Annotated in this window: 24 protein-coding genes; 7 read left to right on the forward strand and 17 right to left on the reverse strand. The window is 63.6% G+C overall.

Going from position 1 to position 24,977, the window contains the following annotated elements:
• Positions 1 to 170 precede the first annotated feature (170 nt).
• Positions 171 to 2,069 (reverse strand): molecular chaperone HtpG, encoded by a 1,899-nt coding sequence (gene htpG / locus H143_RS0108440; protein WP_019937799.1) that lies wholly within the window; start codon positions 2,067 to 2,069, stop codon positions 171 to 173.
• Positions 2,070 to 2,207: 138 nt separating this feature from the next.
• On the opposite strand from htpG, the gene H143_RS0108445 reads away from it, so the two are divergent.
• Together H143_RS0108445 and H143_RS22420 are read left to right on the forward strand one after the other, a co-directional pair.
• The gene (locus tag H143_RS0108445) at positions 2,208 to 3,812 is read left to right on the forward strand and encodes an MDR family MFS transporter (protein ID WP_019937800.1); all 1,605 of its coding nucleotides are present in this window, start codon (positions 2,208 to 2,210) and stop codon (positions 3,810 to 3,812) included.
• Positions 3,813 to 4,709: 897 nt separating this feature from the next.
• The gene (locus H143_RS22420) at positions 4,710 to 5,015 is read left to right on the forward strand and encodes a hypothetical protein (RefSeq protein ID WP_155803355.1); all 306 of its coding nucleotides are present in this window, start codon (positions 4,710 to 4,712) and stop codon (positions 5,013 to 5,015) included.
• A gap of 8 nt (positions 5,016 to 5,023) precedes the next feature.
• Here H143_RS22420 and H143_RS0108450 read toward each other — a convergent pair whose 3' ends face one another.
• The 13 genes from H143_RS0108450 to H143_RS0108515 all read right to left on the reverse strand — a co-directional run bounded on the left by H143_RS0108450 (position 5,024) and on the right by H143_RS0108515 (position 15,053).
• Positions 5,024 to 5,275 carry a DUF2274 domain-containing protein gene (locus H143_RS0108450; protein WP_033365433.1) on the reverse strand — a complete coding sequence of 84 codons (252 nt, stop codon included), beginning with the start codon at positions 5,273 to 5,275 and terminating at the stop codon, positions 5,024 to 5,026.
• Positions 5,272 to 6,564 carry a TrbI/VirB10 family protein gene (locus H143_RS0108455; protein ID WP_026349856.1) on the reverse strand — a complete coding sequence of 431 codons (1,293 nt, stop codon included), beginning with the start codon at positions 6,562 to 6,564 and terminating at the stop codon, positions 5,272 to 5,274. Before H143_RS0108455 ends, H143_RS0108450 begins: the two co-directional genes overlap by 4 nt.
• Positions 6,551 to 7,570, reverse strand: a complete 1,020-nt coding sequence (gene trbG, locus H143_RS0108460) for a P-type conjugative transfer protein TrbG (RefSeq protein ID WP_019937803.1) — start codon at positions 7,568 to 7,570, stop codon at positions 6,551 to 6,553. The genes H143_RS0108455 and trbG overlap by 14 nt, the downstream gene beginning before the upstream one ends.
• Entirely contained in the window at positions 7,567 to 8,274 is a 708-nt protein-coding gene (gene trbF / locus H143_RS0108465) for a conjugal transfer protein TrbF (RefSeq protein ID WP_019937804.1), read from the reverse strand. The genes trbG and trbF overlap by 4 nt, the downstream gene beginning before the upstream one ends.
• A gap of 165 nt (positions 8,275 to 8,439) precedes the next feature.
• Positions 8,440 to 9,620, reverse strand: a protein-coding gene (locus H143_RS0108470) for an IS3 family transposase (protein WP_155803331.1) whose coding sequence is annotated in 2 segments (ribosomal slippage) — positions 8,440 to 9,332 and positions 9,332 to 9,620 — 1,182 coding nt in all. Because the reading frame shifts where the segments join, the coding sequence is not laid out codon by codon here.
• A gap of 491 nt (positions 9,621 to 10,111) precedes the next feature.
• Positions 10,112 to 10,696: a S26 family signal peptidase gene (locus H143_RS0108480; protein WP_019937805.1), complete on the reverse strand. Its 585-nt coding sequence runs from the start codon at positions 10,694 to 10,696 to the stop codon at positions 10,112 to 10,114.
• Positions 10,693 to 11,226, reverse strand: a complete 534-nt coding sequence (locus H143_RS0108485) for a DUF2840 domain-containing protein (protein WP_019937806.1) — start codon at positions 11,224 to 11,226, stop codon at positions 10,693 to 10,695. Before H143_RS0108485 ends, H143_RS0108480 begins: the two co-directional genes overlap by 4 nt.
• Complete coding sequence (locus H143_RS0108490) at positions 11,223 to 11,474, reverse strand: hypothetical protein (protein ID WP_019937807.1); 252 nt, start codon at positions 11,472 to 11,474, stop codon at positions 11,223 to 11,225. Before H143_RS0108490 ends, H143_RS0108485 begins: the two co-directional genes overlap by 4 nt.
• Positions 11,471 to 12,109, reverse strand: coding sequence for a ParA family partition ATPase (gene parA / locus H143_RS0108495; RefSeq protein WP_019937808.1), 639 nt, complete (start codon positions 12,107 to 12,109; stop codon positions 11,471 to 11,473). The genes H143_RS0108490 and parA overlap by 4 nt, the downstream gene beginning before the upstream one ends.
• 253 nt (positions 12,110 to 12,362) lie before the next feature.
• Positions 12,363 to 13,196: a replication initiator protein A gene (locus tag H143_RS0108500; RefSeq protein WP_033366288.1), complete on the reverse strand. Its 834-nt coding sequence runs from the start codon at positions 13,194 to 13,196 to the stop codon at positions 12,363 to 12,365.
• Positions 13,197 to 13,222: 26 nt separating this feature from the next.
• Positions 13,223 to 13,504, reverse strand: a complete 282-nt coding sequence (locus tag H143_RS0108505; RefSeq protein ID WP_019937810.1) for an AlpA family transcriptional regulator — start codon at positions 13,502 to 13,504, stop codon at positions 13,223 to 13,225.
• Between the two features lie 125 nt (positions 13,505 to 13,629).
• Positions 13,630 to 14,385, reverse strand: coding sequence for a DNA -binding domain-containing protein (locus H143_RS0108510; protein WP_019937811.1), 756 nt, complete (start codon positions 14,383 to 14,385; stop codon positions 13,630 to 13,632).
• 317 nt (positions 14,386 to 14,702) lie between these two features.
• Positions 14,703 to 15,053 carry a DUF2958 domain-containing protein gene (locus H143_RS0108515; RefSeq protein ID WP_019937812.1) on the reverse strand — a complete coding sequence of 117 codons (351 nt, stop codon included), beginning with the start codon at positions 15,051 to 15,053 and terminating at the stop codon, positions 14,703 to 14,705.
• Between the two features lie 300 nt (positions 15,054 to 15,353).
• Between H143_RS0108515 and H143_RS0108520 the strand changes: the two genes are divergently transcribed.
• The gene (locus H143_RS0108520; protein WP_026349857.1) at positions 15,354 to 15,644 is read left to right on the forward strand and encodes a helix-turn-helix domain-containing protein; all 291 of its coding nucleotides are present in this window, start codon (positions 15,354 to 15,356) and stop codon (positions 15,642 to 15,644) included.
• A 51-nt stretch (positions 15,645 to 15,695) separates the two neighbouring features.
• Here the strand turns inward: H143_RS0108520 and H143_RS0108525 are convergent, their stop codons facing one another.
• A complete protein-coding gene (locus H143_RS0108525; protein WP_019937814.1) occupies positions 15,696 to 16,013 on the reverse strand; it encodes a DUF736 domain-containing protein in 318 nt (105 codons plus the stop codon).
• 208 nt (positions 16,014 to 16,221) lie between these two features.
• On the opposite strand from H143_RS0108525, the gene H143_RS0108530 reads away from it, so the two are divergent.
• On the forward strand, positions 16,222 to 16,467 hold the full coding sequence (locus H143_RS0108530; RefSeq protein WP_155803356.1) for a hypothetical protein: 246 nt from the start codon (positions 16,222 to 16,224) through the stop codon (positions 16,465 to 16,467).
• A 302-nt stretch (positions 16,468 to 16,769) separates the two neighbouring features.
• Here the strand turns inward: H143_RS0108530 and H143_RS0108535 are convergent, their stop codons facing one another.
• Both H143_RS0108535 and H143_RS0108540 read right to left on the reverse strand, forming a co-directional pair.
• Positions 16,770 to 18,821, reverse strand: coding sequence for a ParB/RepB/Spo0J family partition protein (locus H143_RS0108535; protein WP_019937816.1), 2,052 nt, complete (start codon positions 18,819 to 18,821; stop codon positions 16,770 to 16,772).
• Positions 18,822 to 18,900: 79 nt separating this feature from the next.
• A complete protein-coding gene (locus H143_RS0108540; RefSeq protein ID WP_019937817.1) occupies positions 18,901 to 19,725 on the reverse strand; it encodes a DUF932 domain-containing protein in 825 nt (274 codons plus the stop codon).
• A gap of 592 nt (positions 19,726 to 20,317) precedes the next feature.
• Here H143_RS0108540 and H143_RS0108545 point away from each other — a divergent pair.
• From H143_RS0108545 to H143_RS20270, 3 genes are all read left to right on the forward strand, one after another.
• Positions 20,318 to 21,358 (forward strand): PIN domain-containing protein, encoded by a 1,041-nt coding sequence (locus H143_RS0108545; RefSeq protein ID WP_026349858.1) that lies wholly within the window; start codon positions 20,318 to 20,320, stop codon positions 21,356 to 21,358.
• A gap of 75 nt (positions 21,359 to 21,433) precedes the next feature.
• Positions 21,434 to 23,182 carry an ATP-dependent endonuclease gene (locus tag H143_RS0108550; RefSeq protein ID WP_019937820.1) on the forward strand — a complete coding sequence of 583 codons (1,749 nt, stop codon included), beginning with the start codon at positions 21,434 to 21,436 and terminating at the stop codon, positions 23,180 to 23,182.
• Entirely contained in the window at positions 23,179 to 24,927 is a 1,749-nt protein-coding gene (locus H143_RS20270; RefSeq protein WP_033365436.1) for a UvrD-helicase domain-containing protein, read from the forward strand. Before H143_RS0108550 ends, H143_RS20270 begins: the two co-directional genes overlap by 4 nt.
• Positions 24,928 to 24,977: the final 50 nt, after the last annotated feature.

Raw genomic sequence — 24,977 nt, forward strand, 5'->3', positions numbered from 1 at the left:
CCCGCACTCACGTCGAGGAAGACGTTGGGCCGCTCAAGGCGCATTCGAGCGAGGCCCAGATTGCCGATCTGGGCCTCGCGATCGCGTCGAAGAGCGCGTTAACCGGCTGGCGATAGGCAGGCTGCAGTAAGGCGCGAGCGCGCGGTACTCTGGCCTGCCTGGCTGTGGCTTCAAGCCTTGAGCAACAGCGCATTCATGCGCTTGACGAAGGCCGCCGGATCGGCGATTTGCGCGCCTTCGGCCAGCATGGCCTGGTCCAGCAGCAGCCTGGCCCAGTCGCCGAACTCCTCGTCGGCGGCCTGGCCGATGCGGCCGATCAGCGCGTGTTCGGGGTTGATCTCGAGCACGGGTTTGACGTCGGGGGCATCCTGGCCGGCGGCCTTGAGCATGCGCAGCAGATGCGGGCTGAGCTCGTTCTGGCCGACCACCACGCAGGCAGGCGAATCGACCAGGCGCAAGGTGACGCGCACTTCCTTGACCTGATCCTTCAGCGCTTGCTGCAGGCGCTCGACCAGCGGCTTGAATTCCTCGGCCACCTCGGTCTGGCGCTTCTTTTCTTCTTCGTCGGCCAGGTCGGCCAGGTCCAGGCCGCCCTTGGCCACGGACACCAGCGACTTGCCTTCGAACTCGCGCAGGTAGGACAGCATCCATTCGTCCACGCGGTCGGACAGCAGCAGCACTTCGATGCCCTTCTTGCGGAAGATCTCCAGATGCGGGCTGCTGCCGGCGGCGGAATGGGAGTCGGCTGTGACGTAGTAGATCTTGTCCTGGCCTTCCTTGGCGCGCGACAGGTAATCGGCCAGCGAAACGGTCTGCGCCGCGTCGCCCGTATGCGTCGAGGCAAAGCGCAGCAGCTTGGCGAGGCGCTCGCGGTTGGCCGGGTCTTCACCAGCGCCCTCCTTGAGCACCTGACCGAACTCGGTCCAGAAGGCCGCGTAGTCGTCTTTCTTGTTCTCGGCCAGCTCTTCCAGCAGCGACAGGATGCGCTTGGCCGAACCTTCGCGGATGGCGCGCACGTCGCGGCTTTCCTGCAGGATCTCGCGCGAGACGTTCAGCGGCAGGTCGGCCGAATCGATCACCCCGCGCACGAAGCGCAGGTACGAGGGCAGCAGCTGCTCGGCGTCGTCCATGATGAACACGCGCTTGACGTACAGCTTGACGCCGCGTCGCGCGTCGCGGTCCCACAGATCGAAGGGGGCATGCTTGGGCAGGTAGAGCAGCTGGGTGTATTCGCTGCGGCCTTCCACGCGGTTGTGCGTCCAGGTCAGCGGGTCGTCGAAATCGTGCGAGATGGTCTTGTAGAACTCGCGGTACTGCTCGTCGGTGATGTCGGACTTGGCGCGGGTCCACAAGGCGCTGGCCTGGTTCACCGCCTCCCACTCGTCTTTTTTCACCTGCTCGTTCTTTTCGGCGTCCCACTCCTCCTTGGCCATGCGGATGGGCAGCGAGATGTGGTCGGAATAGCGGCGCAGGATCTCGCGCAGCTTCCAGCCGTTGAGCAGTTCGTCTTCCTCGGCGCGCAGATGCAGCGTCACATCCGTGCCGCGGCCGGCGCGTTCGGCTTCGCCGATGGTGAACTCGCCCTGGCCGTCGGACTCCCAGCGTATGGCGCCCTCGGCCCCGGCACGGCGGCTCACCACCGTGACCCGGTCAGCCACGATGAAGGAAGAATAAAAGCCCACGCCGAACTGGCCGATGAGCTGGGCGTCCTTTTGCTTGTCGCCGGTCAGTTGCGAGAAGAACTCGCGCGTGCCCGAGCGGGCGATGGTGCCCAGGTTGGCGATGGCCTCATCCCGCGACAGGCCGATGCCGTTGTCCGAAAGGGTGAGGGTGCGCGCCGCCTTGTCGTAGGACACGCGGATGCCCAGCTCGCTGTCGCCGGCCAGCAGTTCCGGGTGGTCGATGGCCTCAAAGCGCAGCTTGTCGCAGGCATCGGATGCATTGGAGACCAGCTCGCGCAGGAAAATTTCCTTGTTGCTGTAGAGCGAGTGGATCATCAGGTGCAGCAATTGCTTCACTTCGGCCTGGAAACCCAGGGTTTCGGAAGGGGAGGGTGCAGTCTGGCTCATGGGAATCGGAACGTCGGATAGGCGTGAAAAAAAGGAAATTGGGTTCGTCGGTCCAGATAAGGGCAATTGGCGCGATTTCAAGGGTCATATACTCAATCGATTAGTCTACTTTGCCCAAGCCGTTGATCCGAGCCCCTGATGCCCGCCACACCTGCGTCCGCCACACCCCCGTCCGCCGAAGCCTCGCGCCCGTTCGTCAAATCCCTGCTGGCCATGCTGGGCATCTGCTGCGTCATGATGCTGGTCGGCCTGGACCAGACCGTGGTGGGCACGGCGCTGCCCACCATCGTCGCCGAACTGCACGGGTTCGACCTGTATGCCTGGGTTGCCACCTCGTACCTGCTGACCTCGGTCATCACCGTGCCGATATTCGGCCGCCTGGGCGACTACTACGGACGCAAGTCCTTCGTCGTGGCGGCCATCATCGTGTTCACGCTGGCCTCGGTGCTGTGCGGCCTGTCCACCAGCATGACCTTCCTGGTGCTGGCGCGCGCGCTGCAGGGGGTAGGCGGCGGCATGCTGGTGGGCACGGCCTTCGCCAGCGTGCCCGACCTGTTCCCGGATCCGCGCGTGCGCCTGCGCTGGCAGATACTGATCACCTCGGCATTCGGCCTGGCCAGCGCGATCGGCCCCACGCTGGGCGGCATTCTTACCGAGCAATACGGCTGGCGCTCGGTGTTCTATGTGAACGCGCCGGTGGGCCTGCTCGGGGTGTATTTCGTGTCCTGGCACATGCCCACCATCCGGCACCACAAGGACACCAAAATCCAGCTCGATTGGCTGGGCGCAGTCCTGATCGCGCTGGCGCTGGGCAGCCTGCAACTGTTGGTGGAGCTGCTGCCCGGACACGAATCGGGCACGACGCTGTCGTGGCTGGGCGCGGGCAGCGTGCTGGCCTTCGCCGCTCTCTACTTCTGGGAGCGCCGCTGCACCTATTCGCTGCTGCCCTTCGAGATGTTCCGCAACCGCACTATCTCGGTCTTGTTCCTGCTGGCCTTTCTGATGGGCACGGCTTCGTTTTCGGTCATGTTCTACGTGCCGCTGATGCTGCAAGGCGGCTTTGGCATGTCGCCACAGGCAGCCGGCCTGCTGGTCACGCCCATGATGGTCGGCATCCCCTTCGCCAGCCTGATCAACGGCCGCGTCATCTCGCGGCTGGAGCGCCCCCTGATCATGCTGTATATCGGCTTTGCCGCGCTGGCGCTATCTTCGCTGGGCGTGATCCTCACGCAAGCCGACACGCCGCACTGGCTGTTCGGCGTCTATATGGCCTTGAGCGGCATGGGCGTGGGCTTTGTCATGCCCAATCTGACGATTTTCGGGCAGTTGGCCGCGCCGCCGCACCATCTGGGCATCGCCACCGCCACCACGCAGTCGCTGCGCATGGTGGGCGGCATGATAGGCACGGCGCTGGTGGGCACCGTGGTGGGTCATGCCTATCAATCGCAGGTGACCTTTCTGCTTCGCACCATGGACGCCACGACCTGGCTGGATCGCCTGCGCAATCCGCAGGTGCTGCTCGACCAGGAAGGGCAGCGGCAGGTCATGGCGCAGCTCGCGGCGCAGGGGCACAACCCAGAGGCGCTGTTCGGAGGCATCCACTTGGTATTGGTGAACGCCATCCACATCAGCCAATACGTCGGTCTGGGCGTCTCGCTGCTGGGGCTGCTGCTGGTGCGGCGCGTGCCGCCGCTCAAACTCAAACAACGCCGCGAGCACGAGCCGGCCGAATCGGCGGCGTAGGCGGTGTAGGCGGCAGGCCGGGCGAGCCGGCCGCCGCGGTGTCCGTCCTCCCGGGCAGGAAAGTAAGTCGGAGTCGCCTGGGGTGTAGGAGCAGCCGACCGGAGCCATATATAATGATGATCTTCACGCATGTGCCCGAGTGGTGAAATTGGTAGACGCAGGGGACTCAAAAATAGGTACTTGTACCTATGGTTAGCTTGGGTTCAGCGTCTGCAACTCCATGTCTGGCAAGGGTTTTTGAGGCAAACCGGCTTCCGATCGAAAAGCGCGCTTTTTGAGCTAGGAGCCAATTAGGAGCCAGGGCAGCGCGGGCTGGCTCCAAGTCAGTAGTAGCAATTAGTTGAAGTATCATGTGCGTCCTGCCCGAGTGGTGGAATTGGTAGACGCAGAGGACTCAGACCAAATTTGAGCCCTCTTGGAGAAATCCTTGAGGTGAAGCCCGTCAAACTCGGTGAAGGCCCTGGACGCAAGTCCGAGCTAATGCCGAGCCAAGCCCTCGAACCGAAAGGTTCAAGGGAAGGTGTAGAGAGCAGACGGCGGGCACCTACGGCAAAGCGGTAACACGCAATGCTATGGTGAAGGCGTGCTCCAGACCACGAACGCCCTGCCCCGTGCAGGTCGGCGGCGAAAGCCGAAGTGGGAAGAAAATCCTCCGCCGCAAGGCTTGTCGGTTCGAGTCCGACCTCGGGCACCAATTCGGAAGCCGCCCCTGCTCACGCAGGGGCGGCTTTTTTCGTTAATTCGAGCACTGCTATCGTTCTACTGTCGTGCTTCCAATCGTGAGCAGGTCAATTGCATATGAGCCAAAGTGAGACGTGGAATTGCACTGAATGTGGCGAGCCGTGTGCGCCAGTGCCCGCAGGGCAAGAGAATGTGCCATGCGCCAAGTGCGGAAGCTTGGCCAAGACCATCAACATGCACTTTTCGGATGAGGTTGGTGTAACCGTTACGGATTGGTTGGACGTCAAAGCCACAAACACCAAGATGTCGGGTAAACGGAAAATGCGGCGGCATTTGCAGACGGGAAGCCAATGGAGCACATCCCTTGAAAAGATGGTCGAAAAAGTCCGAGATATAGACCGAGATGCCGACGCTTACTACGAGCGTGTAGTCGATCCAGATACAGGGGAAGTTCTGAGGCACTGCGAAGAACCATTAAGCGAGCACTTTGGGCGGGGATCAGCCAAACCTAAGCAAGAGTAACCCTCGGATCATTCACCCCCAACGGGATACTTGGTCTTCAATGGTTTCTCAGCGCGCCGAAAGCTGCGATCCCCTGCTATGAACGCCTCCAGCATGTGCGGGATCAGCGTCGCAGCATCGACCGCTTCGCCATAGGTTTGCGCGTGCAGTGAGGCGTAGCGATCAAGGTCGGCCTTGAGCGTGACCGGACATGCGAAGGCCAGCTTGATGTTCTCGGTCTTCGGTAGCGGCCCTAGCCGCAGCTTGCGCATCGTGCTCATGGCATCGGCCCTCTCTGGACAAAAAGCGGCTGGTATAGCCGCAGCACCATATCCTTGTTCACCATCACGTTGACCTGAAACCCAGGCCGTACCGTCAGCGTCGGCTGAATACTCAAGTCGCGGCGCGTGATTTCCTGACCGACCTGATTGGCGGTGTCCTGCGAGCTATCCCGCAACGCGATAACGGTATTGCCGTTAGCACTGCCCTGATTCGAGACGGCCAGTTCGGAGCCAACGCCGAGCATCGTGGATAGCACTGCACCCGTCAGAATGCGGCCCCAATGCCAGTCCACGCCATCTTCGAGGCCCGCGTAGCCGGCCGGGTCGATGCCGGGCAACTTGTCGAGTGCGATCGACGAGGTATCCGGCAATACCAGCCGCAACCAGACCAGCAGCACCCGCTGCTGCCCGAACGCGACCTGGCTGTCGTAGCGCCCGATCAGGCGCGAACCCTGCGGAATCAGCAGATAGTGGCCGGTTGCGGTGTCGTACACGGGCTGCGTGACCTCGGCAATGATCTGCCCCGGCAGGTCGGAATTGATGCCCGTCACCAGCGCGGCCGGAATGATCGTGCCCGCCATGATCGTGTACGGCGAGGCCGGTGCCTGCAAGCTGCCGGTGTTGCTGGTCGCAGCGTCACCGCCTTTTGCCATGAACGCTTCTTTCTGGTCCTGCCGGTTCTGGATCGCCGTCGGGTCATTGGGTTGCGCGGCTGTGGATGCCGGCCCCGCACCCATCGGATTGAACGGGCCGGCCGCGGCATTCGCCGTCGGCGTGGTGCCCGCAGACGCGGAAACCGCATCGGGTTTGCCGGCATCGCTGCCGGTGTCGAAGAACACCGCCGAGCGCGCAATCTCGTCGGCCTGGCGCTGCCGGTCGATGTTCTCGGCCGATGGTCCCGGATTGACGCTGCCACCCGGTAGCGGCGGCTTGGCAGACGCTGCGCCCCAGTCGCCAGGCAACGGCGGTCCGAGCTGCGGCACGCTGGCCGGCGAAGCCGGCGCGGGTTTCGCCGGCAGCTTCGAGTAGTCAGACGGCAACCGGTCGAGGTCGTCGGCCCTGGCGATCCGATCAACGTTGTACAGGTTGCTCTGGTCGCCCGAATCACGCCGGCCCTTCGATTGCAGCGCCCACATCGACGCGCCGGCCACGGCCACCGCGAGCAGCGTGGCAGAGACGGCCAGCGTGCGACGGTTGAGCCGCGTGACCGCGCGCGGTGCAGCACGCAACGCGACACCTTCCGGGGCGACCTTCGGCGCAGGCTGGGCCTCGTTATCAGTCGCGCCCATGACTGGCTCCCGCAGCCACGCCATCGATACGCTCGATGCGTACCACGGCCGCCCTACTCTCATCCTTGCCGCCGAGCCGTAGCTCGGCCGCACCGAACAAACGATCCACGATGTCGTAAGGCGCATGGAAACGGTAGTTCACCAGCTCGCCCTTGCCATCCGGCCCGACCACGAACAGCGGTGGCAATTCGCCCTGCGCGATGCCCGCAGGAAACTGGATATAGACATGCTGCCCGTCGTCGAAGGCACGCACGGGTTTCCACGGCGGGCTGTCGCCCGTGATCGCGTAGCGGAAATGCAACTGGTCGAGCGACAGGCCATCGGCAGCAGGCGCCACCGCATCGGCGGCCTGCGCCTGGGCCTGCAAGGCCAGCATCTGGTCCTTCGGATATTCCCATGATACGGACGCCATCCACGCCTTCGCGGTGGACGTAAGTTCGAGCAGGTAGGTGCGCCGGTTCGTGGTGATGACGAGGTTCGTCATGATCCCCGCGCGCACCGGCTTGACCATGACGGCCACGCGCCGGCTCGCGCCATTGCCGCTCGCGGTATCGCCCACGATCCATTGCACCGTGTCGCCGGCCGCGACCGTCACCAGTTCCTCGCCTTGCTGCAAACTGATGACCGTCACGCGGCTGGGGCTGGTATAGACCTGATACAACGCGCCATCGGAGAACGGCCAGACTTGGATCGCGTTGATGTAGCCGTCGCGCGTCGGCACCACGCTTGCGTCGGCGTTGGCCTGCTCAACGCGCGCTTTCGCGTCTGCGGGTTCGGGTGCCGGCTTTCCATCGGCAGCACTTGGCAGCAGCTGCTTCATCTGATCCGGCAATGGCAAGGGCTTCGGCACCTCCACGACTGCAACCGGCTTGGGCGGCTCGGGCAATGGTTGCGCCTTGACCGATTCGTCCAGCGAGATCGCCGGCGGTGGTTGGCCTTGCGTGGCGCAGCCAGCAAGGCTACCCAGCAGGACGAGGAAGGCAATGGCGGTGATCGACGGTTTCATGGCTTCTTCGCTCCTTCCGGCGCGTCCAGGTCACGACTCCAGGACAGCCCGTTGATGTAAATGCCGAGGGGATTACGACGCACCTGCTGTTCGGTGCGCGGCGTCTGCATGACAAGAGTGAGCATCGCCGTCCAGTGCTCGGTGCCGGTCGGCGTGCCGTCGTTGAAATGCTGTTCGGTCCAGCGCACCTGGAATGAGGTATCGCTGACGCGCACCACGCTGGTTACATCCACCGATACAGAGTCCTGCCCGACATGTGCGAACGGATCGTGAGCGCGGGCGTAATCGTTCAAGGTCGCCGCGCCCCGGTCGGTGGTGTAGCCGTAGGCTTCGAGCCAGTTCTGGCGGACCACCACCGGGTCGATCGACAGCGAACGCACGTCGGTCACGAAGCGCGCCAGGTGGTACGCGATCTGTGCATCGGTTGGCCGGTACGGTGTCGTAGCTGCCCCGACCGCGCGGACTTGGCCCGAGTGACCGACCTCGACCACGTAGGGCGTGACGCGCGACTGGCCGGATTGCCAGACAAGGCCCGCAGCCATCAGCAGCGCGAGGCCCAGGCAGCCGAAGGCCATCAACCGCCAGTTCTTCGCCTGCACGCGCGCGCTGCCGAGGCGTTCATCCCATACCTGCGCGGCGGCCTGATAAGGCGTGGCAGGCACAGGTGACTCGCTGTAGCGCACGCCGGGTCGTGTGAAGCGCATGGCTCGCCTCCCTTACTCGTTCGAGGAATCGTTGAGTTCCGGCGCGGCCCCGCCGCCGCCGTGGTCGGCCGAGCGCACGACATGCGCGGCCGTCGAAGCGCCATGCGCGGCGCGCTGGCGGCGTTGCAGGCGTTGTGACCCTGTCTCGTTTCCACGTACATCAAGTCATGCAGCCGAACGGGCATTCTCCCATGCGACAGGGGCGAGGAAGCCGTTGGCCGAGTGCAGGCGCTGGCGGTTGTACCAGCCCTCGATCCAGTCGACGATGTCTAGCCGCGCCTGCGCCCGCGTTTCGTAGCGTACCTGGTAGACACGTTCGACCTTCAGCGTCTTGAAGAAACTCTCCATCGGTGCGTTGTCCCAAGCATTGGCCCTGCGGCTCATAGACATCGTGATGCCCAGGCCGGCCGCCAACGCTCGGTAGCGCCCGCTGGCATACTGCGATCCGCGATCGGTATGTACGAGCAGACCCTTTTCGGGCTTGCGTTGCCACCAGGCCGATTGCAGCGCGGCGCATACCAAGCCCGCATCGATGGCCTCGGACATCGACCACCCCACGATCCGCCGGCCTGCCAAGTCCATCACTGCCGCAAGATACAGCCAGCCCTCGCCGGTGGGCACATACGTGATGTCGGCCACCCAGGCTTGGTCGGGCTGCCAGCCATCGAAACGTCGATCCAGCAGGTTCGGCGCCACCGGCAGGCGGTGGGCCGAGTCGGTAGTCACCACGAACGGCCTTCTGTACACCGGCCGCAGCCCTTGGCGCCGCAGGCTTTTGCGAACCCGCTCGGCACCGACGATCTGGCCCTGCTGGCGCAGTCTTTGCACGATTCGAGGACGTCCGTAGCTGCGGCGGCTGGCCTGGTGGAGAGCGGCCACCTTGGCATCCAGGGCCTGATTGGCCAACGCCCTCTTGCTGGGCGGGCGCACGCGCCATTGGCAGTAGCCGCTGCGCGAGACACCCAGCACGCGGCACAACCGGCTAACAGGGTACTGGTCGCGATGTTTGTCGATCCAGGCGTACTTCATCGCGACACTTTGGCGAAGTACGCCGTCGCTTTTCGCAGGATTTCTACATCCAGCTTCGCTTCGGCCAATTCCCGGCGCAGGCGGCTGTTCTCCGCCTCCAACTCACTGATGGGGCGACGGGTAGGCGCCTCCCCCGCGACTGCCCCTACGCCGGTGCTGGCCGAGGCAACGCTCCGCCTTGACCAGTTTCCCAGCGTGGCCACCGGCACGCCAAGGCGCCGTGCCGCTTCGTGCCCGCCCACCGAGGCCGCGAGCCTGACAGCCTCTGCCTTGAATTGCTCTGTGTACTGCCTCTTGGGCAGCCTGCCTTCTTTCATCTCGATTCTCCGTACCTTTGAAGTTAACAACTTCTTGATGTACGTGAAATCGAGGCAGGGTCAATCCAAGGCTGTCGCAGTCCAGCGGACAAAGCACGCGATTCCGCTAATGCCGATGCGGCATGGCGCACCTTCGCGGCACGCTGCCGTCCCCTGGCGCGTGCCGCGCCCCCCCCATGTGCAGACAAGGTTTTCAAGCGGCCATGTGCCGCGACCTTTTATCTTGCCTTCCGCCTTTGCCCTTCGCTGTCGCTCCAGGCATCGTCGGCCCGGCGGCGCTGTGTTGCTCGCAGCCAGCACGCCCTGGAACGCAGCCACGACCCTCGGTCGGGCGCGTTCAAGGCAAGATGCCTGCACGGGGGAAAGCGTCGCTGGATGTTGCGCGACGAGCGGCGCGGACGCGCTCGTACGACACGCGCGACGACACGGCGACGGCCGGAAAAACGGCACGCCGGATGGCACGAGGAAGCGCAGCGAATCGGTGGCCATCATCAGCGTGTCTCCAGCCAGACCGGATGCGCGACACCGATCACCGTGGAAGCAGCAATCGGCCCGAAATAGCGACTGTCGAACGACGCTGGGTTGGTCACGCTCAACAGGAACAGTTCGCCCGGTGCGAGGCGGCGGCACTGCTGCCAGGATGGCAGCGGACGGCCTATGCGATCAGCGGGCAGCACGGGGGCCATCGGCACGCCGTCGATGCGCACGCTGCGACCGACGATGCACACCTCCTGCGGCGCGACCGCACCGATGCGCTTGAGCAAGGGAACGCGCATTGGCAGGTAGCCGCGCTGCGCCGCCAGTGCAGCGGCTTCGGTCGGCAACGGGACGAGCACGATGCTGTCCACGGACAACGGACGTGGCAGCGAGCCGGCCCGATGGTCGAGCAGATCGACGCGATACCAGCCGACCGCCACGCTGTCGGACGGGTTGTAGGTCAGACGCGGCAGCGGCTGCACGAAAGCCGCCCAGGCCAGCGCAGCGAAGCCGCAGGCGGACAGGCCCGCCAGCACGAGGCGAGCGCGCAGGCGCGAACGAGAATGCGGTGCGGTGCCGGATGGAAAAATACTCGTCATGGCCGCGACCTCCCAGCCAGCCAGGCGGCGTGCCGCTCGGCGGTGTACGCGGGCAACGGCAAGCGTGCCGCGAGCCGGTTGCCGAGCGTGCGCCAGTACGCGGGCGACACGTCGGCGGGCGCGATACCTTGCGCCTCGATGGCGTCGAGCTGCGCCAGCACGGCGCGCACGGCAGGCTTGCTCTCGGCATGCAGCAGCAGGCGCGCGCCCGGCAACACGCCGGGGATGCGCTGCGCCGCGTCCAGCGGCGTGCAAGCCTGCATTACCATGAGTTGCCAGCGGATCGTGCCGTAGTCGTTGGCGTGCCAGCGAATGCGGCAAAACATGGCGCGCGGCAGGAACACGGCGACACGGCGCCAGCGGTCGAGCCGGATGGTGCGCGCCGGTTCGCCGAAGCGTAGATACACGTCGATGCGCTGCTCGATATAGGCGAGCGAAACGCGGGTCAGCGGTGCGATGCCGACCTGACCGATGAGCACTGTAAGCGATGGCGGCGGCGCAGTCGTGGCCGCCAGAGCGGATGCGTTCATGAGGTTTTCTCCGGGAACTCGCGTTCCAGCAGTGCGCGCAGCAGTTCGGCGACGGTCACGCCCTGCGTGAAGGCCGACACCTTGATACGCGCCCGCATCGCGGGCGTGATGTCGAGGGTCAGGCGTGCGGTGTAGAGGTCGCCTTTCTGGAGGCCATCGGCGTCGCCCTGGCGAACCCACGCTTCGGCGTGCGGGTTTGCTGGCGGACGTGCGCCGATGCCGATGCGTTTGCCGCGCGCAGTCGTCATGTCGGCCACCGCAGCAGCTCGTCGGTGAGCGCGGTGATCTCGCGTGCGGCGGCGCTGTCGGGTGCTGTCTCGCGTGCAAGCCGGCCATCGGCTACGCTGTCGGCGAACACGATGCGCTGATGCACTTCCGAGCGCAGCGCAGGTAGTGGCTGCTCGGCGAGCGCGCCGTGTGCCTCGCGGCCGATGATGGTGGTGCTGACGCGCCGATTGACGACAAAGGCCGCGTGCAGCGCAGGCCGGAATACCTGCGCTTCGCGGATCAGCGCCACCATCTCGGCGGACGCCCACAAGTCGTAGGGGCTGGGCTGCACGGGAATCAGCACGCGCTCGGCCGCCAGCAGTGCAGAGCGCGCCAGGGCGGCGATGCGCGGCGGGCCGTCGATGACGACGTGATCGGCACGGCGGGCCAGCTCTGGCGCCTCCTGATGTAGCGTCTCGCGGGCCAGGCCCACGGCGCTGAACAGGCGCGGCAAGCCCTGCTGGGCGCGCCGCTGCGTCCAGTCCAGCGACGAGCCTTGCGGGTCGGCATCGAGCAGGACGACGTGCTGGCCACGCATCGCCAGCTCGCCGGCGATGTGCGTGGCGAGCGTGGTCTTGCCGACGCCGCCTTTCTGGTTGAGCAGCGCAACGATCATGGCGCGGTCCTCCGTGCTGGAAAGCCGGGTTTTCGCGGTTGCGCATGGTGCCGTTTGGCGGTTGTCCACCGAAGCGGCGCGCTCTTACTACCAGTTAGAGCTTTTAAGTTAGAGAAGTTAGAGGGAGCGCAAACCCGCGCCGTTATTGGCTTTGCGGCGATTTCGCACGCCTGATAGCACGATAGGGACACGCCTGATAGCACGATACCCGGCACGCCTGATAGCACGAGGCCGTCCACACGATGTCCCCGAGTTATCCCCGTGCCGTGAACGGCACGGGCCGAAAGGTCAACAATTCGGTGTTGCTGTCCGGTATCCGCTCGATGCCGAGCACGTAACCGGGCAGCGACTGCCGCGCGACCAGCGCGCGTAAGTCGCAGGCGAAGTCGTAGGGCTTCGCCGTGCTGCCCGATTTCTTGTGCAGGTGCCGGAAGTCGAATTGCCAGCCGTGTTCCTGTCTCCCGCCGTGCTTGCGCACGAGCCGGTACAGCCATCGCTCGATACCGCCGGTCAGCCGGAAATACGACGGGTCGATGGTCAGCACCAGGGCGGCGTCGAGCACGCCGGCATAGAACCAGTCCGGCAGGATCAACTCGATGCCCAGCGGCGTGCCGCGGGCGTCGGCCAGCTCCTTCCATTCGTTGATCCACGAGAAGCGATGTAGGCGCCGCCCAGTCGTCTCGCGGATGGAAGTCGCTACGGTCGTCGATTGCAGCCGGTCGAGCGCGGCCTTGAGGCGCTGGTAGTCGCGCAGCGACACCCCGCGTCCGATGAAGCGCAGGATCTCGTAGGGCGTGGCCTGCATCAGCCGCGACGGCCGTAGGCCCGCGTCGCGCGCTTCCACGATCTGCGAGGCCGCCCAGATCAGCACGTCCGCGTCCCAGATGGTCGCTATGCCGTGCTCCTGCGTGCCCTCCACGCGGATCGTGACGTTGCCGCTGCGGAAGTCGATCGGCGCGGTGCGCCGCGACTTCGCCAGCGAGAAGAACGGAAAGGCCATCAAGTCCTGGGCGTCGCGCGGCACCATGTCGCCCGGCAAGGCGCGGAACAGGTCGAGCTGTTCCCGCTCCCGCGATGGGCTGGGCATGGCGATGGCCACCGGCGAGTCGCCCGTCAGCGCGCACGGTTGTCCGCCGAGTGATGCTCGGCGTATTCGGGATCGGACGTGGTTTCGTAGCTGCGCTGGTCGGCCCAGGCATCGAGATCGACTGCTGCGTACATCACGCGGCGGCCGAACTTGCGGAATTTCGGCCCGTTGCCAATCACGCGTTGCTTTTCGAGCGTGCGCGGCGACAGCCGCAGGTACTCGGCGGCTTCGTCGTTGGTAAGGTAGCGTTGGGGTTGCGGTGTCGTGGCGACGGGTGCGGCGGCAGGCCGCAAGGGAGCGGGACGCATCGGATGAACCTCCATCGGTCAGGAACGCCCGGCCACACAGCGCGACCGGATGGAGGCAGTCTTGGGAAAGCGACGCGTTGCGCGGAGGGTCGTTTTGCAACGTAGGCAAAGCGACCCTGCGCAGGTCAATCGAGCTGTGCAAAGCGGCGGTAGCCGCCGCGCATCAGCGATTGGCCGCGCCGCACCAGGCGGCGCACGCGCGAGCGCAGGCCGCCGTCGGTGTACCAGTTGGCGGCCACGGCATCCGCGCCAAACAGTCCGATGGCGGTTTTGCGCAAGGATGCGCCCGCGAGGGCGGCGTCGAGCGCCTGCAAAGTGTGCAGCTCCAGCAGCGCGGCAGACGTGGGCCGCGAGCGGGCCGCTGCCGCAGGCACGGCTGCGTCTACCGTTGCCAGCATGTCCAGTTCGGCCGTGATCGTGCGGTAGCTCGCGCGAGCTGTGACGCAGGCGCGAACGGCATAGAGATAGGCCATGCCATCGGCCAGACCCTGCGCCAATACAAGCCGCACGCAGCAGCGTGGCCAACGTGCGGTCAGCACGAGGCGCTTGCCGTCATGGATCAGGTGCTTGCGACCGGGAATGCGCCAGAACGCGAAGGCGTTGGCTTTCGGTGGCGGGTCGGCATCCGGGTAGAGCTGGATCACGCCAACAGGATCGGGAAACCAGTCTGGATGTGCGTCGCGTGCATCCAGTGTCGGGTCTTCCAGCAGGCGCAAGCCCCAGGCGTGCGCCGCATCCGGGCGGAAGCGACGGCGCAGCCAGTCGCGCCGGTAGTCGGGATGGCGGCGCAGGTACTCCCAGGCCAGTGCGGGGCCATCCAGATGCAGGACGTACAGGTACGCGGCGGTGGGATACCAGGCATCGGCGCTTCGATCAGCCATGACACAACCTCCTGTCAAACAGGCACGTCACCACGGGCGTCGAACACAGGAGCTACAACATCAAAGCGCCATCAAGTAAGCGAAAAATCAAGCTGTAACGAGGGGTGTCAAGACCGATTAGCTCCGGTGCCTTGCAAGGGTCGTCCGAATGCAACGGCTGCGCCGCACGGAAATGGCGAGCAGCACCGGACACCCTGCCGTAAGCCGCGCCGCGCATCCTGTCTCTTTCGGTCAGGGCCGCACCGGCTTGGTGCCAGAGTGCCGATCCAGACCGCAACTGTCTTGACCTAGACCGAGAAAGACACAATACGCCCCGCTTAGTCAGGAATGGAGCCGTCGCGCTGCGCCAGCCTGACGTACTCCGATAGTGGCCGTGCGGCGTGGAAATAGAGGTCGCGCAAGACAGGCCGTTGCTGCGGCCCGACGATACCGGCCAGGTCGGACAGCTTGACCGTCCCGAGCGCCGGCATCCCGATACCAAGGTCGATCAGTCCCCAGGCGGTATCGCCATCGGCGGGATCGAGCGAAGCCAGCAACCAGGTCGCGTGCGCGTCCGGCGTGAACAGTCGCACCACCGGCAGCGGGTCAATGTCCTGCCCCGCAGCACGCGCCGCACCGACGGCGAGTAGCTGCGCGCGCTGTTCTGCGGTGACGAGTGGCTGGGTCATGGGCGGGTATCCCACGAATCCGACAATGCAAGGATGCGCTTTTCTTGCGAAGCACGGAACTGACGAAGCGGATGCGTGCTTTCGTGCGGAAACACGAAGGCGCAAGCCATCGAATCCGTACATGCGCAGAAGAGCGAAAGCGGAATTGTGCAGGCCAGGAAAAGCACGGATACGGTTCCCTGATTCTGTCGGAATCCGCCGATGCGGATTTCCGTAAAGGCACGGAAGCGAACCTAAATTGCTGCCAATGAGTTAAAGATAACGTGGTTTTAATTGTCCCGCGATTGGACGCTTCTGTCCATGCAGAAGCGATCCGTCCAACCCGGCCGTCCGGCCGGTGCTACCACCTTCGATGCCGAACTGGCGCAAGCCTTCGGCGCGGCGGTGCGCGCACTGCGAACGGAACGCGGGATTGCGCAGGAATCGCTGGCCAACCTGGCCGGCATCGAGCGTTCCCATATGGGGAAGGTCGAGCGCGGCGAGCACATGCCCACGCTGGCGATCATCTTCAAGATCGCCAGCGCGCTTAAATGCAGTACAGCCGTGGTGATGACCGAAACGGAACGCCAGCTCGCGGCGTCCGAAGCGTAGGCGTCACACGGCAAGCGCCCCGCCGCAAGGGACGGGGCGCGGTGGGCGGCGTCAGTCCGCCTGCTGCGGCTTGCTGCGCGACCAGATCAGGTCGTGCGTGCCGTCCTCGCCTTCGATCAGGCGGGCATAGACCGTTGCCGGGAACGAAGGATCGTCCAGGGTCACGGACACGTAGGGCCGTTCGGCCTTGCTGACTTTCTTCCACGCCGCGCCGATGTCGTGACCCGCCGCCTGCACGCGGAAGTCGGGGGCGTTCTCGCTGTCGCCCTTGTCGTTGGGAACCAGCTTGACCTTGACGTTGAACGTCAGGGTGCGAAGCGTGCCGGTGAAGCCGTCTTTCTCTGCGGTGAAGGTGCCGATGTTAGCCATGATGTTTCTCCTTTCGGGTTGAACAAGGTCGCGCCAGTGCGTCCTTGTTGTGAACCGGCCGGCGGGGGATGGGCGGGTCGCACCGCTTGCGGTCGCAATGCAGTGGAGAACCTGGAAGCGAAAAGAATTTGTCCCGCGAGGAATGCGCGCAGCGCAGGGGAAATTGTTTTCGCTGGAAGGTTGCGGCCATGAAGCCCAAGGCGCAGCCGTGCCTTCGCCAGATTCACGACAAGCCAAGGACGCACAGGCCGCCCGCACCCGAAAGGAGACATGGCCGACCTCGGCATTTCCGCGTGACGGCTTTACCGGCTTGCGCCCTGACGCGGGCAAGGGCAATCGCCAGCGACAAGGCAAGAACGCCACCTGCCGCCAGCAGGCGGCCATCGTGGTTGAGGCGTGGCGTGGAAGCTCCATCGCAAGACCGGGCGGCGTGTCGGTGAACCGTCCTTCGTGACGGACAGGCGGCGAACCGTCAGCGTCGAGGACGGCACGCTTTGGCACAACCTGCCGCAGCAAGCCGGGGCGTAGCCCACAAGCCCCGTCTCTTGCGGCGGGGCGCGATTAGAACCCTGCCCGCGCCAGCGGGCACCGATTCGCTGTGGCGCGCAAGGCTATTGCGCGCCCGCCGCGTCGCCGCCTGGTCAAAGGCGGCGACGCGGCGGTTTTGGGGTGGACGTTGAATCCGGGCGCGGCAGACTTGCCGCGCCCGGTTCGGGTAAAAACCCCGGCGCGGTGCGCCGGGGCCATGCTGCGGCCTCACGCGGCCAGCGCGTGCGCTTCCTCCACCTCGGCGGCATCGTCTGGCGCATCCGCTTCGTCCTTCGCCTCGGGCGCACCTTCCGGCTCGGTGTGGTGGTCGATCTGGAACACGGCGGGCATCCAGCCGGTGCCATCCGCCAGCCGTTCCGCTTCGCTGGCAATGTCGGCCTTCTTCAACTTCGCCAGCCGGGTGACGCTCGACGGTGCGAACGCGCCCACGGCTTCCAGAATCGCGGGCTTGGCGATGTGGCGGAAATAGCCCTCGGCGGTCGGCTTCCACCATGCCGCCATGTCCAACTCCACGGCCTGCGCCAGTTCCGCCGCGCCGGATTGCTGCTGCGAAGCGCGAGGCGTTACCACGTCCACCGTGGACGCCACGCACACGGCCAGCAGGCGCACCAGCTCGTCTTGCGACTTCGCCTGCAACGCGGCGAACAGGTCGGCGCTGTCCTGCGGCAAGGCTTCGCCTGCGACTTCCTGCAATTCGCGCAGCGCCACGGCGGCAGGCGATTCCGGCATGTCCGGGGCCATGTCTTCCAGTCGGTCTTGCACTTTCAGGCTCACGCCGAACGGCAAGCCGTCGCGGTGGTATCCATCCTGCAAGACGATCCGCACCATGCCATGCACCAACGCGGCCAGCGCAACGTGCGGATGCCGTGCGACTTCGATTTGCAGCGCCGCTGTGCGGTGGGCGCTCAACCGCTGCGCCAGCCGGTCGGACAGGCTCGCGGTCTTGGGCGCGTCGCCTTCGTCGTGGCCTTCCTCGTCGTTCGCACCGTCGCCTGCACTGAAACCCTGCCGCAGCTTTTCCAGCGTCCGCAACGCCTTCGCCTCGGCCTCGCGCAGCAGACCGCGATGAATCACGGCTTCGCCTTCGCGGTCGAGCGTGACGATGGCACCGGCCACGGCGCGCACGTCCGGGGCGTAGTCGCGCAAGCCTTCTTCGATGGCTTGCAGTTCCTCGGCCACCTGCTCGCGGCGCGGTTCCAACGCCTCGGTCTTGTCCTCGTCCTCGGCGTCGTAGGCAGCTTCCAGTTCGGTGTCGAGCTTATCGAGACGGGTTTGCAGGGACGCGATACGGCGGGTTTCGCGGGCGGTCGGCTCGCGGCGCTGGCGCGGTGCGTTCTGGAACGTCTGGCGGTCGGCGTGGCTCATGTGCGGCACGGCTTCCACCCACGCCCAGCCCTCGGCGCGCACGTCCTCGGCCTGCGCGTCCAGCTTGCCGCGTACCAGCATTTCCAGCAGCGCGGCGTCGGTGAGGTAGGTTCCGGCATCGCCTTCCGCGAACAGGTCGCGGCGGATACCGCCACCGGCCTGCGTGTAGGTGTCCAGCCCGACGAAACGCACCAGCGGATGCGTGGCGGTGATTTCGCGCTCGGTCAGGCGGTCGCGCAGCGCGGATGCGCCGCGCTGCCATTCGGGCGCACCGTAGTACGCGGCTTCCTGCGCGGCGTGGTCGTCGGTGATGGTCAAGGCCATCAACTGTTCCAGCGTGGCGGCTCCGGTGCGGTAGTCGGCCAGCAGGCGCGGCGAGACGTTGGCGAGCTTGAGACGGCGCTGCACGACCAGCGGGGACACGCCGAAGTCGGCGGCAATGTCCTCGATGGGACGGCCTTCCTTGACCAGCGCGGCGAAGGCCGCGAACTGGTCGGCGGGGTGCATGGCCTCGCGCTGCACGTTCTCGGCGAGGCTGACAGTACGGGCGGAAGCATCGGCCACCAGCAGGCACGGCACGTCGTAGTCGGCAGCGACGCGCTTCTTCTTCGCCAGCAGCTTCAACGCGGTCAGGCGGCGGTCGCCCGCGACGACTTCGTACTGCTCGCCATCGGCGGACAGGATGACGATGAGGTTTTGCAGCAGGCCGACGCGGGCGATGCTCGCGGCCAGTTCGGGGATGGACTGGCGCGGGGTCGTGCGGACGTTGCGCTTGGAACGGCGCGGCAACAGTTGCGACAGCGGAACCAGAATCAGGTTCTTGGTCGGGTCGGCCACTTCCAGTGGCGCGGCGGTTTCGAGGGCGATGACTTCGGTTTTGGTAACGGCGTTCATGGTGACAACTCCTTGCGGTTAGGGATGCAGCAGCGGGAGAAGCGGCAAGGGCTGCTGCCTGCCCCTGCCGCGTGGGGAATCAGGCTTTCAACTGGCGCAGGCCATCGGCCAGCAGCCACAGGGCGCGATTCAGGCGGATGCCGTTGTCGATGCCCTGCACCGGGCGGGTGGTCTGGCGGCGACCATTCGCGGCACGGGCGGACAGGCCGCCTTTGATGAGGTTTTCTTGGGTGCGGTTGAACACGCTCCACAGGTCGCGACGGCTGTCGTCGTGGCGGCGCGGCATCAGGATTTGCGATTCCGTGATGGGTGCGGGCGTTGCCTCGTCGTATTTCAACGCCAGCGCAGCGCGGGCGAATACTTCCGCCTCGCCGCTGTCCAGCGTGATCGACTGCATGGCATCGCGAGATGCCTGCGCGCGGTCGAAGCCGTGCAGGACTTCGTAAGCGCCTTCGATGACGTGCCCGGCTACGTCGCCCTTGTGGGGTACGCGCACGTCCGCCACGGTGTCGCCGCAAACAAGGCCGTTCTGGCACACGAACCGGAACATGCCGGCCAGCATCTGATAACTGCTCGTCCCGTCATGGGAGTTCAGCAGGATGATTTCGTTGGCTTCGCGGCCGTTGATCTGGCTGGCGTGGCGTAGCCGGATCATGTGCTTCGTGTAGTCGCGGCGGTCGTCCTGCCGCACGCGGGTCTGGCACACCATGAAAGGCTCGAAGCCTTCGCCGCGCAGTTCTTGCAGCACGGTCGCGGTGGGAATGTAGCTGTACCGCTCGGAACGGCTTTCGTGCGGGGCGTCCGCAAAGATAGAAGGCGCTACGGCGCGAATCTGGTCATCCGACAGCGGATAGTCGGAACGCAGTACCGGCGAGCGCGAAGCGAAACGGGAAGCGAGTTGCATGGTCTTTCTCCTGATGAAAAGGGTTGGCTGTTCGAGCCGCACACCGGATTCCTAGATTCGGAGCCCGCCTTTCGGCGGTTCTGTGCGGTCGGCACGAGGAACCCGGTTGGCCCTGTTGCCACCGTCTTTCCTGAGTTCATCGCCCGCGACGGTCAGGAGCGCGCGGACGGGGGCCGTCAAGGAGGCAAGCGCAGGGTTGGTGCGGCCCGCAGGCGCAGCCGAGGACACGGCCCTGCGCGCCTTGACGGCACACGGACGCGGGCTACAGTCGCGGACAAGGTGATGAAGTCAGGGGAGACGGCTGGACAAGGCAACGGCCACTCCTGTGTGCCGACCGCACGCAAGCGAAGCGCGCAGGCCCGGATCGAGGAATCCGGGCCGTAGGCGTCAGCGACGGAAGCCCGTAGGGGGCGAAACTCGCGCAGCGAGGTTCGATGCGCAGCACGAGAGCGCGACCGGCCGCCTGGCCGGGGACGCCCATCGGAAACTTCCTAAGCGTCCAGCAGCATGAGATAGCATCTCATTTGTCGGGCAAAATGCCGCGAGACCTATCCGATGCGATGGCTCAAACGATCAAAATTTGGAGGGGGCCTTGAAGCTTCATCTGCTTATAGATACGTGCGTCTGGCTGGATCTGGCCAAAGACTATCGGCAACTTCCGCTTCTTGATGCTGTCCTCGCCATGAAAAACGCCGGCGAACTTGAAATCGTCCTCCCTCAGATAGTGGTGGACGAATTCAACCGAAACAAAGAGCGCATCATTGCCGATAGCAAGCGCAGTCTGTCGAGTCATTTCAAGCTAGTTCGAGAAGCTATGTTGAAGTTTTCACAGGAAGAAGGGCGTGAAGACGCGCTGCGAAAACTGAATGAGGCCGATCATCGGATAGCGATCGGTGGTGAGGCGGTGAACGATGCCATCGGGATCATCGAAAAGATATTCGCGTCCACCGATCACATCGCACTCGCCGATGCCGTTAAGGCCCGAGCGGCAGATCGTGCTATCGCAAAAACCGCCCCATTTCATCGGCAACGCAATGGCATCGATGACGCCATTATCATCGAGACATACATCGATGCGCTTTCCTTTAGGTCCAATGCCGACGATGTGTACGGCTTTGTGACCCATAACATCCACGACTTCAGTGATCGCGGCGGTGACTCGCGCCTGCCGCACTCGGATCTGTCCGCGATATTCGACAACAGCAGCTCCCGATATGCGACCAGCCTTGGGCCGTTGTTAGGTGAGTTCGCCGAAGACCTGCTGGAAGAGATCAAGTTTGAACATGAATTCAGCCAGGAACCACGCAAACTATCCGAGCTGCTAGAGGCCGAACACAGGCTTTTCAAGCAGGTTTGGTACAACCGGCATTGGAACTTGCGCATTTCTATCGAGAGTGGCAAACACAAGCTGGTAAGTGGCGAGGCGTGGGAGAAGTTGTCGCCCAAGAAGCGGATCAATACAACCGTAGATACGGTATGGGAAGGCGCTCTTGCGGCGGCCAAGCGAGCAGAAGACGAACTTGGCTCGGACGGCATTGGTCCGTGGAGCGATTTCGAGTGGGGAATGATTAACGGCAAGCTATCCGCCATCCGATGGATGTTGGGCGACGATTGGGACATGCTCGACACGTAAGCGCGGCCTGACAGTCGGGGGAAGACAACCTCGAACCATCGCAGGCACATCAAAATTTGTGACCAGGGGGCGCAAGTGCATTTAGCGCAGTTAACGATCTCGAATTTCCGAAAATTGCAGAAAGCAGAATTGCGATTCCAACCGGGCTTAAATGTTCTGGTGGGTGCCAACAATGTCGGGAAGACTGCTGTGGTTGACGGCTTACGGGCGTTACTTGCGGGGCACGACGAACCCTACCCCCGCCTCGACGTCGATGACGTTCATCGACCTCACGGCGGGGCGCCCAGCGGAGACATCACGTTCCAGTACATATTCCGCGGCCTCGATGAAGACGACGAAGCCGACTTCCTGCCGGCGTTGAAGATAGATGCCGCTGGCAAGGCTGAGGCTCACATCACCATCCGCTATGCGGAAGCCGATAAGATTGGCCGACTGCGTGCCAAACGCTGGTGCGGCGATCACGAAGATGTCGGGCTGACCGCCGACATGATGGAGAATCTGCGCGGGGTGTACTTGCCACCGCTGCGTGATGCCTCCCAAAGCTTGAAACCCAGTCGGAGTAGCCAACTTGCCCGGTTATTTCAGCTTCTGTCCGACGATGCCGGGCGGAAAGAGATCAACGAAGCACTGGAAAAGCTCGACGAAGAACTGAAAAAGCATCAGCCGATCACCAACACCCATACAGCGATCAGGAGTCGGCACGACAGTATGCTAGGCCCGCAGTTGGCCCAGCTTCTGGAACTCGGATTGAGCGGAAGCGACTTTCAGAGACTGGCATCCCGTCTTTCGCTCATGGTCGATGCTTTCGAGATTGAACAGAACGGCCTCGGCTTCAATAACCTGATTTTCATGGCGGTGGTCCTCAGCGAATTGGCCAAGAACCCGGAATCAAGCTATCGCGGATTGATTATTGAAGAGCCGGAAGCACATTTGCATCCTCAGCTCCAAGCCATCCTCTTGGGTTATCTGGAAACGATCAAGGCGACCGATGGAGAAAAACCCGTCCAGCTTTTCGTGACCAGCCATTCTCCGAATTTTGCCAGCATCGCCGACATCAACAGCTTGGCCTGTCTGGTGGATACGGGAAGCACGGTCGAAACCTTCTTCCCCCGCGACGTTGCCTTCGAAAAAGGGAAGCGCGAGAAGTTGGAGCGTTACCTCGATGTGACGCGCGCAGAGATCTTTTTTGCCCGTCGTGTCATCTTCGTAGAAGGCGCCGCAGAACTGATGCTGGTCAGTGTGTTGGCCGAAAAAGCCGGATACAAGCTACGCGAGCATGGCGTAAGTCTTATCAGCGTCGAGGGACTGAACTTCGACTCCTTCCTTCCCTTGTTCGGCGAGAATGCCTTGAAGATCCCCGTTTCCGTGGTAACTGACGCGGACCCCGTGGACACGCCTGCCGACGGAAGCGAACCCAAGACGCTGTATCCCGCTGCCGGCGATACTGTCAAGGTATCTGACAATACGGCCAAGATGAAGCAAAGCGAGGACACACTCGTCAAGATTTTTCACGGAGTGAAGACACTGGAGTACGACTTGGCCCTGCATGAAGATAATCGTTCGGCCATGCTCAAAGCACTCAAGGAGCTGCATCCAAAGATAGGCGAAGCCGTCGAGACTGCGGTTAACGCAGCCACTGGAGACGCCGACAAAGCACGCCTCCTGTTCAGCGGCATGTTTGAGCGCACGCAGAGCAACGTCCAAAAAGGGAGATTCGGTCAGGCTCTCGCTCAAGTTCTGACTGAGGGAGCCGCATGCACCGTACCCGAGTATATCCGCTTAGCCATTGAGCACGCCTGCCAGAAGACAGCGGAGCATCCATGACGGAGCTTTCCCCGGAACAGTCGGCGATTGTCGATGCGGCGCTTGCACCCATGTCTGTCATCGCGTGTGCAGGCAGCGGAAAAACGCTGACATCGGTTCGACGGCTCGCGGAAATACGCCGGCAACTTGGCGACCATCGAGGACGGGTTGCGTTGCTTTCATTCTCCAATGTGGCTGTGGATACTTTCCGACAGAACTACCAGGTGCTGCTCAAGGAAATGTCTGTTGGCACTGGTGGCCACCGTGTTGACATCGATACGCTGGATGGATTCATCGCGCGCCATGTGCTTCACCCACATGCCCATCAAACGATGGGGGCGACGCAGGCCGCCTTTCTCGTCATGGGTGGCGAGTCGTTTCTAAACGGATTTACGTTCAAGCCAGGGAATTATCCCGTCAGCATCACGAACATGCAGGTCGGCGCACGCACGTCTGGCGTCTATTTCTATTACGTGAACAACGATCAGGTGGTGGAGCTGAATCAAAGCGACGCATCCAAGCTCGTGCATCGACTAGGGAAGACGGGCGCCTACACGCACAATCTTGGTCGTTACTGGTGCTACCGAACGCTGCAAGAACAGCCGGTCATCCTGCGAGCCTTGGCTCGCCGGTATCCGCACATTCTTATCGACGAGGCGCAGGATATTGGCACGCTCCACCAAGCCATCCTCGAACAACTCATCGGCGCCGGCGTACGAGTCTCGCTGATCGGAGACCCCAACCAAGGTATCTACGAATTCGCTGGGGCAAACGGCGCGTTTCTCTCTCAGTATGGCGGGCGCACTGGAGTCACGGACCTTGGATTGACCCGAAACTATCGGTCTGTTCCGCCGCTCGTCAAACTGGCAAACAAGTTGTCCGCACGCAATGATGTGCCCGATCGAAAAGCACCTGATACCACGCATGGCGCATTCTTCATTCCGTACAAAACCGCCGATCGCGATAAAGTTGTCACCGCCTTCCAGGCGGCGGTGCTTGCAGCAGAACTGAAAGTCGAACGATCCGCGGTGCTATGCCGTGGCCGCGACCTTGCTGACAAGCTGGCTGGCAACGATTCCCCGGCCGGTCAAGGAACAGTGAAGGGGTTTGCTCAGGCTGCCATTGCCCGTGACAAAAAGCAGGACTATTTAGGCGCCTTCAAGGGCGTAGCCACATGCATCGTTAGCCTCCTTGCTGATCCGCCGAAGGGGTTGGTGGCCTCGATAACTCAGCCCGCACGATACCCCGAGGCCCAAAGTCTGCGGCGCCTCATCTGGCGATTTGCGCGAAATCCCGATACGGGCTTGCCGTCCACGACACTTTCGGCCGACACGGAATGGCATCCGCAACTACTCACCAGAGTGAAGGCATTGCTCGCCATCTTGGAAAGCGATCACGGTCTAAAGCCTACCGACAATATCGGCATGAAGTTGGCGAAAAAGAGCTTGCCTAATGCCCCGTTAGCCGTTGCTGCCGACCTCGCCGCGCCCAGCGCCGCTCGGGTCCGCGTGGATACTGTTCACCAGGCAAAGGGCGAAAGCCTAGATGCCGTGCTCTACATGGCAAACAAGGAGCACGTTTCGGCGCTGCTGGGCGGAGTCAAATCCGAGGTCGGACGCATTGGCTATGTAGCCGTGACCCGCGCCCGAAACCTCTTGTGGCTAGGCGTTCCTTCCAATGCGCTGGCGGAGTTGCGCCAATGTTTGATAGAGCATGGGTTTCAGGAAGTTGGCATCCCTTCGGCTACAACCGATCCGAGTCAATGAAACACCGAATCTGCTGCAATCAGACGATCAAATAAGGACGTACACCCAAG

This window comes from Bordetella sp. FB-8, assembly GCF_000382185.1.
Lineage (GTDB): Bacteria > Pseudomonadota > Gammaproteobacteria > Burkholderiales > Burkholderiaceae_B > Bordetella.

Coding starts and splice junctions, on each gene's coding strand:
- htpG (WP_019937799.1), bottom strand. CDS start 2,069: ATGAGCCAGACTGCACCCTCCCCTTCCGAAACCCTGGGTTTCCAGGCC.
- H143_RS0108445 (WP_019937800.1), top strand. CDS start 2,208: ATGCCCGCCACACCTGCGTCCGCCACACCCCCGTCCGCCGAAGCCTCG.
- H143_RS0108450 (WP_033365433.1), bottom strand. CDS start 5,275: ATGAGCACGATGCGCAAGCTGCGGCTAGGGCCGCTACCGAAGACCGAG.
- H143_RS0108455 (WP_026349856.1), bottom strand. CDS start 6,564: ATGGGCGCGACTGATAACGAGGCCCAGCCTGCGCCGAAGGTCGCCCCG.
- trbG (WP_019937803.1), bottom strand. CDS start 7,570: ATGAAACCGTCGATCACCGCCATTGCCTTCCTCGTCCTGCTGGGTAGC.
- trbF (WP_019937804.1), bottom strand. CDS start 8,274: ATGCGCTTCACACGACCCGGCGTGCGCTACAGCGAGTCACCTGTGCCT.
- H143_RS0108480 (WP_019937805.1), bottom strand. CDS start 10,696: ATGACGAGTATTTTTCCATCCGGCACCGCACCGCATTCTCGTTCGCGC.
- H143_RS0108485 (WP_019937806.1), bottom strand. CDS start 11,226: ATGAACGCATCCGCTCTGGCGGCCACGACTGCGCCGCCGCCATCGCTT.
- H143_RS0108490 (WP_019937807.1), bottom strand. CDS start 11,474: ATGACGACTGCGCGCGGCAAACGCATCGGCATCGGCGCACGTCCGCCA.
- parA (WP_019937808.1), bottom strand. CDS start 12,109: ATGATCGTTGCGCTGCTCAACCAGAAAGGCGGCGTCGGCAAGACCACG.
- H143_RS0108500 (WP_033366288.1), bottom strand. CDS start 13,196: ATGCCCAGCCCATCGCGGGAGCGGGAACAGCTCGACCTGTTCCGCGCC.
- H143_RS0108505 (WP_019937810.1), bottom strand. CDS start 13,504: ATGCGTCCCGCTCCCTTGCGGCCTGCCGCCGCACCCGTCGCCACGACA.
- H143_RS0108510 (WP_019937811.1), bottom strand. CDS start 14,385: ATGGCTGATCGAAGCGCCGATGCCTGGTATCCCACCGCCGCGTACCTG.
- H143_RS0108515 (WP_019937812.1), bottom strand. CDS start 15,053: ATGACCCAGCCACTCGTCACCGCAGAACAGCGCGCGCAGCTACTCGCC.
- H143_RS0108520 (WP_026349857.1), top strand. CDS start 15,354: ATGCAGAAGCGATCCGTCCAACCCGGCCGTCCGGCCGGTGCTACCACC.
- H143_RS0108525 (WP_019937814.1), bottom strand. CDS start 16,013: ATGGCTAACATCGGCACCTTCACCGCAGAGAAAGACGGCTTCACCGGC.
- H143_RS0108535 (WP_019937816.1), bottom strand. CDS start 18,821: ATGAACGCCGTTACCAAAACCGAAGTCATCGCCCTCGAAACCGCCGCG.
- H143_RS0108540 (WP_019937817.1), bottom strand. CDS start 19,725: ATGCAACTCGCTTCCCGTTTCGCTTCGCGCTCGCCGGTACTGCGTTCC.
- H143_RS20270 (WP_033365436.1), top strand. CDS start 23,179: ATGACGGAGCTTTCCCCGGAACAGTCGGCGATTGTCGATGCGGCGCTT.